At 70.5% G+C, this 17,486-nt stretch carries 14 protein-coding genes; 4 read left to right on the forward strand and 10 right to left on the reverse strand.

The window, feature by feature from the left end; translation table 11 throughout:
* Positions 1-2: 2 nt before the first annotated feature.
* From ACFVT5_RS05170 to ACFVT5_RS05210, 9 genes are all read right to left on the reverse strand, one after another.
* Positions 3-989: a glutamate ABC transporter substrate-binding protein gene (locus ACFVT5_RS05170; RefSeq protein ID WP_389881567.1), complete on the reverse strand. Its 987-nt coding sequence runs from the start codon at positions 987-989 to the stop codon at positions 3-5.
* A gap of 14 nt (positions 990-1,003) precedes the next feature.
* Positions 1,004-2,482, reverse strand: coding sequence for a hypothetical protein (locus ACFVT5_RS05175; protein WP_389881569.1), 1,479 nt, complete (start codon positions 2,480-2,482; stop codon positions 1,004-1,006).
* A gap of 213 nt (positions 2,483-2,695) precedes the next feature.
* Entirely contained in the window at positions 2,696-3,655 is a 960-nt protein-coding gene (locus ACFVT5_RS05180) for an N-acetylglucosamine kinase (protein WP_389882078.1), read from the reverse strand.
* 71 nt (positions 3,656-3,726) lie between these two features.
* Positions 3,727-4,992: a 6-phospho-beta-glucosidase gene (locus tag ACFVT5_RS05185; RefSeq protein WP_389881571.1), complete on the reverse strand. Its 1,266-nt coding sequence runs from the start codon at positions 4,990-4,992 to the stop codon at positions 3,727-3,729.
* Between the two features lie 5 nt (positions 4,993-4,997).
* Complete coding sequence (locus tag ACFVT5_RS05190; RefSeq protein ID WP_389881573.1) at positions 4,998-5,891, reverse strand: carbohydrate ABC transporter permease; 894 nt, start codon at positions 5,889-5,891, stop codon at positions 4,998-5,000.
* 4 nt (positions 5,892-5,895) lie between these two features.
* A complete protein-coding gene (locus tag ACFVT5_RS05195; protein ID WP_389881575.1) occupies positions 5,896-6,837 on the reverse strand; it encodes a carbohydrate ABC transporter permease in 942 nt (313 codons plus the stop codon).
* A gap of 12 nt (positions 6,838-6,849) precedes the next feature.
* On the reverse strand, positions 6,850-8,187 hold the full coding sequence (locus tag ACFVT5_RS05200) for an ABC transporter substrate-binding protein (protein WP_389881577.1): 1,338 nt from the start codon (positions 8,185-8,187) through the stop codon (positions 6,850-6,852).
* An 81-nt stretch (positions 8,188-8,268) separates the two neighbouring features.
* Positions 8,269-9,480, reverse strand: coding sequence for an ROK family transcriptional regulator (locus tag ACFVT5_RS05205; RefSeq protein WP_389881579.1), 1,212 nt, complete (start codon positions 9,478-9,480; stop codon positions 8,269-8,271).
* Between the two features lie 181 nt (positions 9,481-9,661).
* Positions 9,662-10,723 (reverse strand): mechanosensitive ion channel family protein, encoded by a 1,062-nt coding sequence (locus ACFVT5_RS05210; RefSeq protein ID WP_389881581.1) that lies wholly within the window; start codon positions 10,721-10,723, stop codon positions 9,662-9,664.
* A 407-nt stretch (positions 10,724-11,130) separates the two neighbouring features.
* On the opposite strand from ACFVT5_RS05210, the gene ACFVT5_RS05215 reads away from it, so the two are divergent.
* The 4 genes from ACFVT5_RS05215 to ACFVT5_RS05230 all read left to right on the forward strand — a co-directional run bounded on the left by ACFVT5_RS05215 (position 11,131) and on the right by ACFVT5_RS05230 (position 14,703).
* The gene (locus ACFVT5_RS05215; RefSeq protein ID WP_389881583.1) at positions 11,131-11,667 is read left to right on the forward strand and encodes an HNH endonuclease; all 537 of its coding nucleotides are present in this window, start codon (positions 11,131-11,133) and stop codon (positions 11,665-11,667) included.
* Between the two features lie 284 nt (positions 11,668-11,951).
* On the forward strand, positions 11,952-12,281 hold the full coding sequence (locus ACFVT5_RS05220) for a hypothetical protein (RefSeq protein ID WP_389881585.1): 330 nt from the start codon (positions 11,952-11,954) through the stop codon (positions 12,279-12,281).
* Positions 12,282-14,354 (forward strand): 4-alpha-glucanotransferase, encoded by a 2,073-nt coding sequence (gene malQ, locus ACFVT5_RS05225; protein ID WP_389881587.1) that lies wholly within the window; start codon positions 12,282-12,284, stop codon positions 14,352-14,354.
* Between the two features lie 109 nt (positions 14,355-14,463).
* Positions 14,464-14,703, forward strand: coding sequence for a hypothetical protein (locus ACFVT5_RS05230; RefSeq protein ID WP_389881589.1), 240 nt, complete (start codon positions 14,464-14,466; stop codon positions 14,701-14,703).
* Between the two features lie 85 nt (positions 14,704-14,788).
* Here ACFVT5_RS05230 and pepN read toward each other — a convergent pair whose 3' ends face one another.
* The gene (gene pepN, locus ACFVT5_RS05235; RefSeq protein WP_389881591.1) at positions 14,789-17,392 is read right to left on the reverse strand and encodes an aminopeptidase N; all 2,604 of its coding nucleotides are present in this window, start codon (positions 17,390-17,392) and stop codon (positions 14,789-14,791) included.
* Between the last annotated feature and the right edge of the window lie 94 nt (positions 17,393-17,486).

The raw sequence follows: 17,486 nt of genomic DNA on the forward strand, positions 1-17,486 counted from the left end.
GGTCAGTCGCGGTACTGCGGCTGCGGTGGCCCGGAACTCTTGCCGAGGTCGTCCGCGAGCCAGTCGTTGTAGGACTTCTGCCAGCTCTGCTTCCGATAGTCCACCAGAACCTGGTTGACCCGGCGCACCAGATCGTCGGAGCCCTTCTTCATCGCCACGCCGTAGTACTCGGTGGTGAAGGTGCCGCCCTTGATCTCGACCGTCGGGTCCTGCGCGGCCTGGCCCGCGGCGAGCGCGCTGTCGGTCACCACCGCGTCCACGTCGCCGAGTTGGAGCCGCACCAGGCAGTCGAGCTGGTTGGGCACCGTGGTGGATATGTCGGCGCCGAAGGACTCCTTCTTCAGCTCGGTCTCGGCGGTGGAACCGGCCGCCGAGCACACCTTCTTGCCCTTCAGGGACGCGTTGTACCCGGTGATCTCGGAGATCCTCGGGGCCAGCACCTGCTGCCCCGTCTTGAAGTAGGCCGTGGAGAAGTCGACCTGCTTCAGCCGGTCGCAGTTGATCGTCATGGTGCGCACGATCATGTCGACCTGGCCGCTCTGGAGCGCCGGTATCCGCTGGTTGGTGGGGATGGCGCGGAACTGCACGGTGCCGCCCGGGAGGATCTGGTCGGCTATCGCCTGGGCCAGGTCGATGTCGAAGCCCGCGAGGCTGCCACCCGGCTTGTTCGGGTCGCGGTACCCCCAGCGGTAGCTGTTCTGGTCGACGCCGATGACCAGGCGGTTCTTCTCCCGGATCGCGGTGACCACGGGGCCGCCGTCGGACGCCGAAGGCCGCAGGCTCGACGCCTCCGGTGTGCAGGTGTCCGCCTTCGCCCGGGTCGCGTCGGTGACGCCACCGCCGCCGAAGGCGCCGTCGTCACTGTCCCCGCTCGGGCTCGTCAGGGGCAGCAGGACGAGTACCGCCGTGAGGACGCACGCCAGTGCCGCCGCCATCGCGGCGACGCCGCCCCAGCCGCGCAGGCCGGCCCGTACGCGTCGTGCACTCATCGCAGTGCCCCCTTTCACCGGTACTCCGAAAGCCTGCGCCCGATACCGAGCACCGCGCCCGCCGCCGCGAGGACGCCCAGCACGGCGGCGCCGATCGCGAGGCCGGTCATGGCGCCCCTGCCGCCATTGGCCGCGCTCTTGAACTGGTTCTGCTCATGGACGAGAGCCGTCTCCAAGGCGGTGTCGACGGAGTCGAAGCACTCGCCGGTCGGCTTGTCCTTCGCGTCGCCGATGACCTTGTCGAGCGCGCCCTGGTAGTCACCCGCGTCATCGCGGTCACGGGCCGTCACATGCCGTTCCTGCCACACCTTCATGGCGCTCGCGGCCTGCTTCACGGGCTTCTCGCCCGTCGCGTCGTCCGCGAGCCGCAGCGCCTGCGCGAGCAGCCCCTCGGTGCCCTTCGGGCCGCCGAGAAGCTTCATCTGCTCCTGGAACGCCACGTCGTACTTGTCGAGCGTCTTGTCGCCGACCGCCACGGTCTCGGCGCCCCGGCTGACCAGGGTCAGGTTCTCGTTTCCCCGGGCCTTCAGCGAAGCGATCCGGGCGTCGTTCAGGACGTTCAGCGAGCGCACCCCGTGGTCGTACGAGTCGTTGAGGCCCACGCGCGCGACGCTGTGTCCGACGACCAGCCAGAGCAGTACCACCGTCGTCGCGGCCGTGGCGCCGAGGAGTCCCTGGTTCAACACCCGGTTCGTCCGGCGGTAGTTGCGGCGCTGGGCCCAGCCCAGACCGCCGAGCGCGACGACACCGAGCGCGATGGCCGCCCACGGGTAGGGCGTCGCGCTGTCGTAGTCGGCGCGCAGCCGGGCGTTCTCCTCCTTGTACAGCTTCTCGGCGGCCGGGAGCATCTGCGTCTGCATCTTGTCGTTGGCGTACCGCAGATACGCGCCGCCCAGGGGGAGTCCCTGGCGGTTGTTGGAGCGGGCCCGCTCGATCAGCCCGGTGTACTCCGGGAGCAGCCTGTTCAGTTCGGCGATGGCGGCGGCCGACGGGGTGCCGGTGCCGGTGTTCGACGCGGCCGTCGCGAGTTTCTCGGACGCCGTCTCGATGTCGTCGGTGTACCGGTCGATGACGTCCTTGGGCTCCTGGCCGCCCGCGAGGAAGCCGCTGGACGCGGCCGTGTTGGCGTCGGCGAGCGAGCGGTAGACGGCGGCGGCGTCCGAGGCCAGCGGCTGGCTGCGGTGCAGCACGTCGTCGGCGGCGGCCGAACGGTCCGTCATCTGCCAGGCGGTGACCGCGCCGAACGCCACCATGAGCACCGCCAGTACGGCGCCGATGACCCGCAGCCTGCCCGGCTCGGTCGTCGCGGCCGACCGCAGCCGCTCTACGCCCTCGGCCCACGCGGTGCGCAGCGGCGGCCCGGCGGGCGGCGGCGACACCGGCGCGCCGCCGCCGGCGCGCGGTGACGGCACCGGCGGCGGAACGGGCGGCACCGCCGGCATCGTGGGCGTCGCCTGTCCCGGCGGCGCGCTGCCGTTCGGCGGGTACGTCACTCGACCTCCCCCAGGTCCATCCGGTCACTCCGGGCCCCGCGCGTCGGACGCGGGCAGGAGTGCACGGCCGCAAGTATTGCCCAGAGGCCCGGATCCGCACAGACATTGACTGGATCTTGAGCGGAACGCACAGCGCGGTACAAGATCCCCGCACTGCCCCCTCTCTTTCAATACGCGCGTGTGGCCTGTTCGGTTCCCGTTCGGTGCCGCGGGTCAGCCGCCGTTCTCGAAGTACGCCCGCACGCGCGCGTGGACCGCGTCCGGGGCGCCGAACCGGTCCAGGCCGAGGAGGGCCGAGCCGAGCACCGGCGGGGCCGTGACCACCTGGGGCACCGCCTTCGGCGCCCGGTCGGCGAGCAGGGCGTGCACCCGGTCGTCGAGCTGCGGATGGCGGGCCGCGAGGACGCCGCCACCGAGCAGGACCGGTGTCTCCTCGTCCAGCAGGTCGAGCCGGTCGAGGGCGACCGTGGCCATGGCGACGACCTCGTCCGCGAGCCGGTCGATCAGGGAGCGCGCCACCGGGTCGCCGTCGTCGGCGGTGGCGAACAGGACCGGTGTCAGCTCCTGTTGGCGCGTCAGGTCGATGTGCTTCAGATGCAGCGCCTCGATCAGCGCGTACATCGTGTCGAGCCCGAAGTGCGCGGGCAGGGTGCGGGCCAGCGCGGTCGGCCCGCCGCGTCCGTCCTCGGCGCGCGCCGCGTGCCACAGCGCCTCCTCGGCCAGGCCCCAACCGCCGCCCCAGTCACCGGAGATACGGCCGATCGCGGGGAAGCGGGCGGTGCGCCCGTCGGGTCGCATGCCGACGCAGTTGATGCCCGCGCCGCACACCACCGCGACGCCCCGGGGCTCGGCTATGCCGGCCCGCAGGATCGCGAAGGTGTCGTTGCGCACCTCGACGCTCTCGCCCCAGCCGCGTCGGCGCAGCGCGTCGGCGAGTTCCCGTTCCTCGACGGGCAGATCGGCGTTGGCGAGACAGGCCGAGACATGGTCGACACCCTGGACGCCGGCCTCGGCGAGCGCCGGGAGCACGGCGGCGGCCAGGCCGTCGACGGCCGCCTCGACGCCGACCTTGGGCGGCTGGAACCCGCCGCCCCGTGCCGTCGCGGTGACCCGGCCGTCGGCCGTGACCACCGCGACGTCGGTCTTGCTGTTGCCCGCGTCGATCGCGAGCACGGACCCCGCCACGGAGTCCGCCGGAGCGGACGCGGGTACGGAACCCGCCGCGGGCGTGGGTCTGGAGCCGTTCATGCCCACGCGAGGTGCTCCCGGTTGTGCGCGATCAACTGGTCGGTGAGGGCGTCCGCGTAGGCGTACTGGCCGACCAGCGGGTGGGCGAGCAGCGCCCGGAACACCCGGTCGCGGCCCCCGCGCAGCGCGGCCTCCAGCGCCAGTTCCTCGTACGAGGTGACCTGCGCGACGAGTCCCGCGTACAGCGGGTCGAGCGCGGGCACGGCGAGCGGTGTCGGGCCCTGGGCGCGGACGGCGGCCTGCACCTCGATGACGGCGTCGTCCGGCAGGAACGGCAGGGTGCCGTTGTTGAGCGTGTTGACCACCTGGTACGGGCTGCCGCCCCCGCCGAGGAGTGCGGCGGCGAGGTCGACGGCGGCCTCCGAGTAGTAGGCGCCGCCGCGCTTGGCGAGCAGCTCCGGCTTCTCGTCCAGCGCCGGGTCCCCGTACATCGCGAGAAGTTCCTTCTCCATCGCGGCGACCTCGGCGGCCCGCGACGGCTTGGTCCTCAACTCCCGTACCACCTCGTCGTGGGCGTAGTAGTACCGCAGGTAGTACGAGGGGACGACGCCGAGCCGGTCGACGATGTCGCGCGGCAGGGAGAGGTCGCCGGCGATGGCGTCGCCGTGGTCGGCGAGCAGCTTCGGCAGCACGTTCTCGCCCTCCGGGCCGCCGAGGCGCACACCGGTCTCCCAGGTGAGGTGGTTGAGCCCCACATGGTCGAGGTGGATGTCGGCCGGCGCGACGCCGAGCAGTCCGGCGAACTTCCGCTGGAAGCCGATCGCCACATTGCACAGACCGACCGTCTTGTGCCCGGCGTGCAGCAGCGCGCGCGTGACGATGCCGACCGGGTTGGTGAAGTCGATGATCCAGGCGTCCGGGTTGGCGCGGCGCACCCGCTCGGCGATGTCCAGGACCACCGGGACGGTCCGCAGCGCCTTGGCGAGGCCGCCCGCGCCGGTGGTCTCCTGGCCGACGCAGCCGCAGGTCAGCGGCCAGGTCTCGTCGTCGTTACGGGCGGCCTGGCCACCGACGCGCAATTGCAGCAGGACCGCGTCGGCGCCCTCCACGCCCGCGTCGAGATCGCCGGTCGTGGTGATGGTCCCGGGGTGGCCCTGCTTGGCGAAGATACGCCGGGCGAGCCCGCCGACCAGCGCGAGGCGGTCCTCGGCGGGGTCGACCAGGACGAGTTCCTCGATGGGGAGGGTGTCCCTCAAACGAGCGAATCCGTCAATGAGTTCGGGGGTGTAGGTCGATCCTCCGCCGACCACGGTGAGCTTCATCAGTACTAACCCTTCACTCCAGTGAGCGTGACACCCTCGACGAACGCCTTCTGGGCGAAGAAGAAGACGAGGATGACAGGTGCCATGACCAGCAGGGTCGCGGCCATGGTCAGATTCCAGTCGGTGTGGTGCGCGCCCTTGAACGACTCCAGGCCATAACTCAGGGTCCACGCACCGGGGTTCTCCGAGGCATAGATCTGCGGCCCGAAGTAGTCGTTCCAGGCGTAGAAGAACTGGAACAGGGCGATCGCGGCGATACCGGGCTTCGCCATCGGCAGGACGACCCGCAGCAGGGTACGCAGCTCCCCGCAGCCGTCGACCTTCGCCGCGTCGATGTACTCGTTCGGGATGGTCATCAGGAACTGCCGCAGCAGGAAGATGGAGAAGGCGTCCCCGAAGGCCATCGGGATGATCAGCGGCCACAGGGTGCCGGACAGATCGAGCTGCTTCGCCCAGAACAGGTACATCGGGATGATGATGACCTGCGGTGGCAGCATCATCATCGAGATGACCAGCATGAGAGACAGGTTCCGGCCGCGGAAGCGGAACTTGGCGAGTGCGTACGCGACCGGGATCGAGGACACCACCGTGAGGACGGTGCCCAGGCCCGCGTACAGCAGGGTGTTGCGCCACCAGGTCGGAAAGCCCGGCGTTTCGAAGACCTGGCGGTAGTTGGACCATTCCCAGGTGCGCGGGATCAGGTCCCGGGTCAGCGCCTGCTGGTCGCTCATCAGCGAGGTCAGCAGGACGAAGACGAACGGCAGCACGAAGAACAGGGCGGCGGCGACACCGAGCGCGTGCACGGCGATCCACTCCAGGAACGCCCTGCGACGCGCGACGCGCTCGCTGTCACCCGGCGGCGCCGTCACCCTCACGGGTCGGTCGATCAGTTGGGTCATGGTGTCAGTCCCCTGTCCCGATCAGGCCGCCGCGGCGCCGCATCAGGAACGCGGTGAACACCATGGCGAGGGCGAACAGGACGAGCGCGATCACACAGGCGGAGCCGTAGTCGAAGCGCTGGAAGCCGAGGTTGTAGACGAGCTGCGGCAGGGTCAGCGTCGACTTGTCGGGATAGCCCGGCTCGAACTGCTGCCCGGAGCCGCCGATGATGCCGGACGCCACCTTTCCGGCGACCAGGGGCTGTGTGTAGTACTGCATGGTCTGGATCACGCCCGTGACCACCGCGAACATCACGATGGGCGAGATGTTCGGCAGGGTGACGAAGCGGAACCGCTGCACCGCCGACGCCCCGTCCAGCTCGGCGGCCTCGTACTGCTCCTTCGGCACGTCGAGCAGGGCGGCCATGAAGATGACCACGAGGTCGCCGACGCCCCACAGCGCGAGCATCGTCAGCGCGGGCTTGGACCAGGACGGGTCGTTGAACCAGCCCGGCTGCGGCAGCCCCAGATCGCCGAGGAGCGAATTGACCGGCCCGGTCCCCGGGTTGAGGAGAAAGGCGAAGGCCATCGTGGCGGCGACCGGCGGCGCGAGGTACGGCAGGTAGAACAGGGTCCGGAAGACACCCGTACCCGTCTTGACCTTGGTGATCAGCAGCCCGATGCCGAGCCCGAAGACGACCCGGCAGCCGACCATCACCAGGACCAGCCAGAGCGTGTTCCACAGCGCCGGCCAGAACAGGGGGTAGTCGGTGAAGACATACGACCAGTTGGCGAAGCCGTTCCAGGTGGGCGGCTGGAAGCCGTCGTACTTCATCAGCGAGAAGTAGACCGTCGACAGCAGCGGATAGGCGAAGAAGACCGTGAAACCGATCAGCCACGGTGACATGAAGGCCAGCGTTCGAAGCGCCGACCTGCGGCGCTTCGAACGGAGCGTGTACGTGCTCATGGTGGGGTCCGGTTACTTCTGCTGCGCGATGTCCGTGTCGATCTCCTCGGCGGTCTTCTCCAGACCGGCCTTGAGATCGGTGACCTTGCCCTTCTCGTAGTCGAAGCCCAGGTTCTGGATCGACACGAGGTACTGGCCGCCGTTCGGCGACGCGGGCGTGGTCGTCGAGTTCGGGTCCTGCGCGATGTCCAGGAACGTCTTCCAGCGCGGGTCGTACTTCAGCTTCGGCGACTTCAGGGCCTCGACGGTCGAGGGCACGTTGTGGATCGCGTTGGAGAAGTTGACGACCGCGTCCGTGTCCGTGGTCATGAACTTGACCAGCTCCCACGCGGCGTTCTGCTTCTTGCTGGTGGACGCGATACCGGCGATGGTGCCGGTGATGTAGCCCTTGCCGTACTGGTCCGCCTCGTCGTCGGGCACCGGCAGCGGCGCGACCCCGATCTCGAACGCCGGCTTGGTGTCCTCGGCCATCCCGAGCCGCCACTCACCGTCGAGCTGCATCGCGACCTGACCGGTGTGGAAGGGGTGCTTCGCGCCCCACTCGTCACCGAAGGTGGCCCGGTACTTCTCCAGTTTCTGATAGCCGCCCAGCGCGTCGACCAGCTTCTTCTGGAATACGAAGCCCTTCTCGAACGCCGGGTCCTTGGCGATGTTCGACTTGCCCTCGGCGTCGAAGTACGTCGGTGACCACTGCCCGAAGAGATGCTCGGTCGTCGACTCGTAGCCGTGGTAGGTCGGCATGAACCCGAGCTGCTCGTACGAGTCGCCCTTGGTCTTCGTCAGCTTCTTCGCGTCGGCCTCGAACTCCGACCAGGTCTTCGGCGGCCCGTCGATACCGGCGGCCTTGAAGGCGTCCTTGTTGTAGTACAGGCCGTACGCGTCACCGAGCAGCGGAGCCGTGCACCGCTTGCCGTCGTACTGCGTGTACTCGTTCATCGGCTTCGGGAACGTCTTCTCCGGGTCGATGCCCGACTTCTCGAAGAACGGCGCGAGATCGACGAAGGCACCCGACGAGCAGAATTTGCCGACGTTGTTGGTGGTGAAGGACGACACCACGTCCGGGGCGGCCGAACCGCCCGCGCGCAGCGCCTGGTTGATCTTGTCGTCGTTGATGTTGCCGACGACCTTCACCTTGATGTTGGGGTGCGCCTTGGTGAAGGCGTCCACGTTCGCCTGGACGGCCTTCACCTCGGACTCGGCGCTCCAGCCGTGCCAGAAGGTGATCGTCGTCTGCTTCGAGGCGTCGTCTTTCGCGCCCGAGCTGGACTGGCCCGTACAGGCCGTGGCGAGAAGGGCTATCGAGGCGGATGCGGCGAGCGCTGCCGCCGCCTTCCGGCGCTTACCGGACATGGCGGTGTCTCCCTTGGACGGGTGTGAAAGGGGAAGGGAAGGGATGAAAGGGGCGGGCGGGCGGGGAAAACAGAGGGCGTTTCAGCGGGAGGTGTCGAAGACCTCGTCGCGGGTGGCGGCGAGCGCACTCTCCAGCGCCCCACGCAGCACGGGATGCTCGGCGACCTCACCCACGACCAGCCGGGGGCGCACCGCCGCGAGTTCGTCGAGTTCCGCCTGCACCAGCTTCCGCAGGGCCTCGCCGCCCGCCGTGAACAGGGCGCCGCTGAGGACGACGAGTTCGGGGTCGAGCACCGAGACGAGCGAGGCCAGACCGGTCGCGAGCCCGGTGGCGTAGATCTCCAGGAGCTGTCGGTGCGGGCCCTCGTTGACGCGTGCGGCCTGGGCGACCAGGGCGGCGGCGACCTCCGCGTACGGGCCCTGCGGCACCGGTGTGATGCCGAGTTCCCGGGCCAGCCGGGGGACCACCTGGGAGCCGGCCAGCTCCTGGTAGCCGCCGCTGTTCGCCCGGGTCACCTGGCGGACCAGGGGCGCGCCCGGCACCGGCAGGAAGCCGACCTCGCCCGCGCCGCCGGTCCAGCCCCGGTGCAGCCGCCCACCGATGACGAGCGCGGCACCCAGACCGCCCTCGTTCCACAGCAGGACGAAGTTCTCGTGCCCGTGCGCCACGCCCAGGCGCTGCTCGGCGATGGCGGCGAGGTTCACGTCGTTCTCGTACTCGACGGGCATCGGCAGCGCCGCCGCCAGCTCGTCGAGGAGGGTGGGGGAGTGCCAGCCCGGCAGATGCGAGGCGTACCGCAGCCGGCCGGTGTTCGGGTCGAAGGCGCCGGGGGTGCCGATGACGACGCGGTGCAGATCGGCGCGGGCCAGCCCGGCGGCCTTGACCGCGCCGTCGAGCGCGTCGGTGACCAGACGGACCACGGGGACGGCGGAGTGGCGCCCCGGGGTGCGCAGTTCGTACTCGCCGACCGTGCGCCCGGTGATGTCGGCGACGGCGGCGCGGATCCGCCCCGGGTTCACATCGAGCCCGGCGGCGTGGGCGGCGTGCGGGTTCACCGCGTAGAGCTGCGCGTTCGGTCCGGGGCGGCCCTCGCTGGTGCCGGTGGCCAGGACCAGTCCTGCGGCTTCGAGGCGGGCGAGGAGCTGGGACGCGGTCGGCTTGGACAGGCCGGTGAGCTTGCCGATCCGGGTGCGGGACAGCGGGCCCTGGCTGAGCAGCAGGTCCAGGGCGGCACGGTCGTTCATGGCGCGCAGGACGCGCGGGGTGCCCGGGGTTCCGGCCGTTCCCGCCATGGGCGACCTGCCCTTCTCCGTCAGATCTGTTAGGAAAGTTTCCTATTCGGTGTGAGGAAGGTAGGCCGCACCCGAGAGTCCCGTCAACGGCCGACGCCTCCACGGCAACCAAGTCGTTACCTGCGGAGGCGTCGAGCGGCGGGTGAGCCGGCGGATGAGCCGGCGTACGGGCCGGGGGAAGCTACTTGGCCAGATTCGTCGGCGGTATCGGCGACGCGGCCAGCGACTGCGGCGAGGTCGCCGACGCGTACGCGGACGGCGCCGCGACGCCGGCCGCCGGATCGGCGGACGCCTCGGTGTCCGACGGGAGCGGCAGGCCGCCGACAATCCGGATGCCCGCCTCGTCGAACGCCCGCTTGATCCGCCAGCGCAGCTCCCGCTCCACACTCAGGGACTTGCCCGGCATGGTCTTCGCGGAGACCCGCACCACCATCTGGTCGAGCAGCACACTGTCCAGGCCGAGGACCTCCACCGGACCCCACAGCCGCTCGTTCCACGGCTCGTCCTTGGCCATCGCCGCGCCCACCTCGTTGAGCTTCTCCTGCACCCGGTCCAGGTCCTCGTCCGGGCGGACCGTGACATCGACACCCGCCGTGGACCAGCCCTGCGAGAGGTTGCCGATGCGCTTGACCTCACCGTTGCGGACGTACCAGATCTCGCCGTTCTCGCCGCGCAGCTTCGTCACGCGCAGGCCAACCTCGATGACCTCGCCCTCCGCGACGCCCGCGTCGATCGTGTCGCCGACCCCGTACTGGTCCTCCAGGATCATGAAGACTCCGGAGAGGAAGTCCGTCACCAGGTTGCGCGCGCCGAAACCGATCGCGACACCCGCGACACCGGCCGAGGCGAGCAGCGGCGCGAGATTGATCTGGAAGGTGCCGAGGACCATCAGCGCGGCCGTGCCCATGATCAGGAACGACGCGACCGAGCGCAGCACCGAACCGATGGCCTGCGAGCGCTGGCGGCGCCGCTCCACATTGACCAGGAGCCCGCCGAGCGCGGTGCCGTCCACGGCCTGCACCGTACGGTTCATCCGGTCGATCAACTTGGTGATCGCCCGCCGTATCACCACCCGCAGTACCACCGCGATGGCGAGGATCAGCAGCACCCGCAACCCGATGCTCAGCCAGGTCGACCAGTTCTGCTCCACCCAGCTCGCGGCGTTCGTCGCCTTCTCCTGAGCGTCCTCCAGGGTGACGGGGTCCGGATCGGATCCGGCAGCCATCAGGACGGACGAGAACACGGCAGGTACCTCCAGGCGTAGCGGCCAGCCCGCGCCAGGGGGACGGCGGCACCAGGGCTCGCGCGCTGCGGGCAGGCTCACCACACTAACGGGGCATCGTGTGCGGATCGTTGTCATGTTCCACGGAGAGACCCTCCTCACCTGCGGTGAAACGGTATGGGCCGCGTCCTCGGCCGCCTCTCGCGTGACCGACCGCACATTTCCCGCGCCGGGCGCGCGCCCACCCGCGCGTACCCGCCAGGAACAACAGGTGAGAGCCGTGCGACGGGCCGCGGGCGGATCCGGGAACGGAAAACTCCTTCACCCCGTTACCAGGAGGTGGTGGCGCTACGACCAGGCATGAGGGGAGACTGGCAGCAGATCGTCCCGGCGCGAGCCACGCGTCGCCGGCGTACAAGGAGGCATCCGTGCCGCATGTCCTGGTCCTCAACGCGTCGTACGAGCCACTCGGCGTCGTACCGCTCCGCCGCGCTCTCGTCCTCGTCCTGGAGAACAAGGCAGTCGCCTTGGAGGAATCCGGCGCTTTCATGCACAGCGCGACCATCACGGTTCCAGCACCCAGCGTGGTCCGGCTCAAGCGATTTGTCCGGGTCCCCTACCGGGGGCCCGTTCCTCTGACCCGGCGCGCGCTGTTCGCCCGGGACGGTGGTCGGTGCATGTACTGCGGTGGCGTCGCAACCAGCGTCGACCACGTCATTCCGCGCAGCCGCGGTGGTCAGCACGCCTGGGACAATGTGGTGGCGTCCTGCCGCCGCTGCAACCATGTCAAGGCCGACCGTCATCTGGTCGAGATCGGCTGGCGCCTGCGCCACAAACCCGCCCCGCCCACCGGTCTCGCCTGGCGCATCATCGGCACGGGCCACCGGGACCCGCGCTGGCTGCCCTACCTGGAGCCGTATGGCGCGGAGGACGCCATGGCCCGGATCGACGGCATCTCTGCCTGACGCATCCGGGCCTTTGTCATCTCGGGGACCGTTCCTGTGAGCTTCCTGTGAGCGCCTCTCGGTACCTCCTGGTACCTCTGAGCGCCGGTGAGCGGTCACCCGACCACCCACCCGGAATTACCCGGTCCGGGGGGAGTGAGGCATACCGGAGGACACCCGGGGATACCGATGAACCGACACCGATGGACTGATATCGGACGTGACACGTCTGCGGCGGCGATGCCTGGGTAGGTCCTGACCTGACCCCGGATCACCGCACATCACCCACGACAAGGAGGCCACCCGTGGCCGCATCGGCGCACCTTCTGCTCTCGGCCCTGTCCAAACATCCGGACGCCCCAAAAGACGGCAACAAAGACGCCCCCCAAGGCGCCCCCAAACTCGCGGTCGTCCCCGCCCAGGCATCGGCGCCCGACGACCGCTGCCCCTTCGTCCCCGACGAAGGCACCTCCACGGCCGAGGGCGCCTGGACCGAGCCGCCCCTGACCAGCGAACCCCCGCTCGCCGACGCGGCACCCCTCACCAGCGAGCCCCCGCTCGCCGACGTCCTACCGCTGACCAGCGAGCCCACCCCCCTCGCGACGGCCGCGGGCCAGGATCCGTCGGTGGCCTAGATGCCCCTGACCCGGCTCGCCGACCTCCATGGCGTCGCCACGTCGTACGCCCCGTCGCCCAACCGCACCCTGCCCGCGTCCGATGCCGCCGTCAGCGCCGTCCTGACCGCCCTTGGCGTGGACGTCAGCACCCCGGAAGCCGTCGAGGCCGCCCTCGCCGACCGTGAACGCGAACTGGCCGAACGGCTCCTTCCGCCCACCCTCGTATGGTGGCCCGGCAGCCCGCCCGACGCGCTCACCGCCCTCCCGTCGGGCACCCGCGTCCAGGTGACGCCGGAAGACGCCGAGACACCCACGGACCTCGCCCTCGGCGGCCTCGCCTCGGCGCCGCTCCCGTCGGGCGTGCACTCCCTCACGGCCGTCGCGCCCGACGGCCGCACCGCGCACGCGCACCTCGTGGTCGCGCCCGCCCGCGTCCCCGACCCCGGCGAGCGCACCTACGGTCTGCTGGTGCAGCTCTACTCGCTGCTGTCCCGGCGCTCCTGGGGCATGGGCGACCTCGGTGACCTCGCCGAACTGGCGGCCTGGGCCGGACGCTCGCTCGGCGCCGGATTCGTCCAGGTCAACCCGCTGCACGCGGCCGTACCCGGCGCGCACACCGACCCGTCGCCCTACCGCCCGTCGTCCCGCCGCTTCCCCGACCCCGTCCATCTGCGCGTCGAGGACATCCCCGAGTACGCGTATCTGGACCCGGCCGACCGCGAGCGCGCCGACGACCTGGCCGAGCGGGCGGCGACCCTGCGCGCCGCCGTGCTGCTCAAGGACGCGCTGATCGACCGGGACGCCGTCTGGGACCTCAAACGACAGGCCCTGGAACTCATCAGGAAGGTGCCGCTCGGCCCCGGCCGGCTCGCCGCGTACTGGGACTTCCTCGCGCGCGAGGGCGAGGCCCTGGAGGACCACGCCACCTACTGCGCGCTCGCCGAGGTGCGCGGCCCCGACTGGCACCACTGGCCCGAGGGGCTGCGTGACCCGCGCTCCCCGGAGACCGCCCGCGCGCGCAGCGAGCTGATGGACCGGGTCGACTTCCACTGCCGTCTCGCCTGGCTCACCGACGCGCAACTCGGCACCGCCCAGCGCACCGCACGCGACGCGGGCATGCCGATCGGCCTGGTGCACGACCTCGCCGTGGGCGTGCACCCGGACGGCGCCGACGCCTGGGCGCAGCAGGAGTACGTCGCCGAGGGCATGTCCGTCGGCGCGCCCCCGGACGCGTTCAACGCGCGCGGCCAGGACTGGGGCCTGCCGCCCTGGCGCCCGGACCGGCTGGCCGCCTCCGGCTACGCGCCCTACCGGCGGCTCCTGCGTGCCCTGTTCCGGCACGCGGGCGCCCTGCGGATCGACCATGTGATGGGCCTGTTCCGGCTCTGGTGGGTGCCGCGGGGCCGCCCGCCGACCGAGGGCGCCTATGTCCGGTACGACGGCGAGGCCATGCTCGCCGTGCTCACCCTGGAGGCGCACCGGGCCGGCGCCCTCGTCATCGGCGAGGACCTGGGCACCGTGGAACCCGGCGTCCGCGAGGCACTGCGCGCGCACGGCGTGTTCGGCACCTCGGTGCTCTGGTTCGAGCGGGACTGGGACGACACCGGGCGACCGCTGCCGCCGGAGAGCTGGCGCACCGACTGTCTGGCCACCGCCACCACGCACGATCTGCCGTCCACGGCGGCCCGGCTCAGCGGCGAGCACGTCGAACTCCGTGACCGGCTCGGCCTCCTCGCCCGCCCACTCGCCACCGAGCGGGCCGAGGCGGCGGCGGAGGCGGGGGAATGGCTGGCCCTGTTCTCGCGGCTCGGTCTGATGCCCGAGGGTGTGGGCGGCGCGCTGGCCGGTGACGCGGAGGAGGCGGCGGTACGGGCCGTGCACCGGTTCCTGCTGCGCACCCCTGCCCGGATGGTCGGCGTCTGGCTCCCGGACGGCGTCGGCGACCGCCGCCCGCAGAACCTGCCCGGCACCTGGGACGAGTATCCGAACTGGCGGCTGCCCATCGCCGACGCCGAGGGCCGTCCGGTCACCCTGGAGGACCTGGCGGCCTCACCACGCCTGCACGCGCTGATGGACGTCTTCAGGGAGTGACCGTGCTCAGGGAGTGACCATGTTCGGGGAGTGACCGTTTTCAAGGGGTGACCAGCGTGTACGGGACCCCGGGCGCGCGTCCGGTCCGGGGGTTCGCTACGTTTGCACCGTGGACAAGAAGAACGCCCTGCGCGCCGGCGCCCTGGCTGCCGGTACGACGCTGATGATGCTGCTGATGTCGTCCCCCGCGCTCGCGCTCGACCGCGACGCCGGCGACGACCCGGGTTCCGGCCTGAGCGTGATCCAGACGCTCGGCCTCTTTGTCGCGCTCCCGATCGGCCTGTTCCTGCTCATCGCGGGCCTGGTGATCGTCACCGACAAGTCGCGCAAGCAGCCGAAGCAGGGCTGACGGCCCCCCCGCACCCGCACGCCGAGGGCGGCGGTCACCGCGTACACGTGGTGACCGCCGCCCTCGGCGTGTTCGCACGGTGTCCCTACGCGCGCGCGTCGGCCTCCTGAGCCTTCAGCGCCCGCTCCACGCCCGCCCTCGATTCCGAGATCAGGCGGCGCAGGGCCGGGGGCGGGTCGGTCGCGGTCAGCCAGGCGTCCGTGGCGTCCAGCGTGGACTGCTCGACCTGGAGGGCCGGGTAGAGGCCCACCGCGATCTGCTGGGCGATCTCGTGCGAGCGGGTGTCCCAGGCGTCCTTGACCGACGCGAAGTACTTCTCCGTGTACGGGGCGAGGAGTTCACGCTGGTCCGTCTGGACGAAGCCCGCGATGACGGACTCCTGCACGGCGTTCGGGAGCTTGTCCGACTCCACGACCGACGCCCACGCCTCCGCCTTGGCCTCCGGCGTCGGACGGGACGCGCGGGCCGTCGTCGCGTGCCGCTCACCGGCGGCCGTCTTGTCCCGCTCGTACTCGGCGGCGATCCCCGCCTCGTCGAAGCGGCCCACGGCGGCGAGCCGCTGGACGAACGCCCAGCGCAGCTCGGTGTCGACGGCCAGACCCTCGATCGACTGCGTACCGTCGAGCAGGCCGTCCAGGACGTCGAGCTGTTCCGGGGTGCGGGCGGTCGCGGCGAAGGCACGGGCCCACGCGAGCTGGTGGTCGCTGCCCGGCTCGGCGGCCCGCAGATGCGCGAGCGTCGCCTCCGTCCACCGGGTCAGACCCGCCTCGCGCCAGGTCGGGTCCGCGTACAGGTCGATGGCGAGCTTCACCTGGCGGTGCAGGGACTGCACGACACCGATGCCGGCCTCCTTGCCGATGCCCGACAGGACCAGCTCCAGATAGTCCCGCGTGGCCAGTTCGGCGTCACGCGTCATGTCCCACGCCGACGCCCAGCACAGGGCGCGCGGCAGCGAGTCGTCGAAGTCGCCCAGGTGCTCGGTGACAAAGGCGAGCGACGCCTCGTCGAGCCGGACCTTCGCGTACGACAGGTCGTCGTCGTTGAGCAGGACGACCGAGGGCCGGGCCTTGCCGACCAGCTCCGGTACGGCGGTCAGCTCACCGTCGACGTCCAGCTCGACGCGCTCACCACGCACCAGCTTGCCGTCCGCGTCGAGGTCGTAGAAGCCGATCGCGATGCGGTGCGGGCGCAGCGTCGGCTCGCCCTTGGCGCCGGCCGGGAGGGCCGGGGCCTCCTGGCGTACCGCGAAGGCGGTGATGGTGCCGTCCGCGTCCGTCTCGATCTCCGGGCGCAGGATGTTGATGCCGGCGGTCTCCAGCCACAGCTTCGACCAGGTCTTCAGATCGCGCCCCGAGGTCTCCTCCAGGGCGCCGAGCAGATCGGACAGGCGCGTGTTGCCGTACGCGTGCCGCTTGAAGTACTTCCGCACGCCCTGGAAGAACTCGTCCATGCCGACATAGGCGACGAGTTGCTTGAGGACGGAGGCGCCCTTGGCGTAGGTGATGCCGTCGAAGTTGACGAGGACGTCGTCCAGGTCGTTGATCTCGGCCATGATCGGGTGCGTCGACGGGAGCTGGTCCTGCCGGTACGCCCAGGTCTTCATGGAGTTCGCGAACGTCGTCCAGGAGTGCGGCCAGCGCGATTCGGGGCCGTACGCCAGGCAGGCGATCGACGTGTACGTGGCGAACGACTCGTTCAGCCAGAGGTCGTTCCACCACTCCATCGTCACCAGGTCGCCGAACCACATGTGGGCCAGCTCGTGCAGGACGGTCTCGGCGCGGACCTCGTACGCCGCGTCCGTCACCTTGGAGCGGAAGACGTACTGGTCGCGGATGGTGACCGCGCCCGCGTTCTCCATCGCGCCCGCGTTGAACTCCGGCACGAAGAGCTGGTCGTACTTGGCGAACGGGTACGCGTAGTCGAACTTCTCCTGGAACCAGTCGAAGCCCTGCCGGGTGACCTCGAAGAGCGCGTCAGAGTCGAGGAACTGGGCGAGCGAGGGACGGCAGTAGATGCCCAGCGGTACGGACTGCCCGTCCTTCTCGTACACGCTGTGCACACTGTGGTACGGGCCGACGATCAGGGCCGTGATGTACGTCGAGATACGCGGCGTCGGCTCGAAGACCCAGATGTCGTCCTTGGGTTCGGGCGTCGGCGAGTTGGAGATCACGGTCCAGCCCGACGGCGCCTTCACGGTGAACTGGAAGGTGGCCTTCAGGTCGGGCTGCTCGAAGGACGCGAACACCCGGCGGGCGTCCGGGACCTCGAACTGCGTGTAGAGATACGCCTGCTGGTCGACCGGGTCCACGAACCGGTGCAGACCCTCGCCGGTGTTCGTGTACGCGCAGTCGGCCACCACACGCAGCACATTGGCGCCGTCGAGCAGGCCGGGCAGGGCGATACGGGAGTCCGCGAAGACCTCGGCCGGGTCGAGCGGGTCACCGTTCAGGGTGATCTCGTGGACGGTGGGTGCGACCAGGTCGATGAAGGACGCGGCGCCTGACTCGGCGGAGTCGAAGCGCACCGTGGTCACGGACCGGTAGGTTCCTCCCCCACTCCCGGCTTCGCTCGACCGGGAGGGACCCCCATCCTGCGCACCGCTGAGATCGAGGTCGATCTCGTACGAGTCCACGGTGAGCAGCTTCGCCCGCTGCTGAGCCTCTTCGCGGGTCAGGTTTGTGCCAGGCACGCGGTCATCTCCTCGGTATGCGACGCTTTCCGGTCATCCTTCCACGCGCCCGGAGCGGGTGCGCCGGACGCATGGAAGGGGCGATCCCGTCGTG

The organism is Streptomyces sp. NPDC058001 (genome assembly GCF_042886315.1).
Classification (GTDB): Bacteria; Actinomycetota; Actinomycetes; order Streptomycetales; family Streptomycetaceae; genus Streptomyces.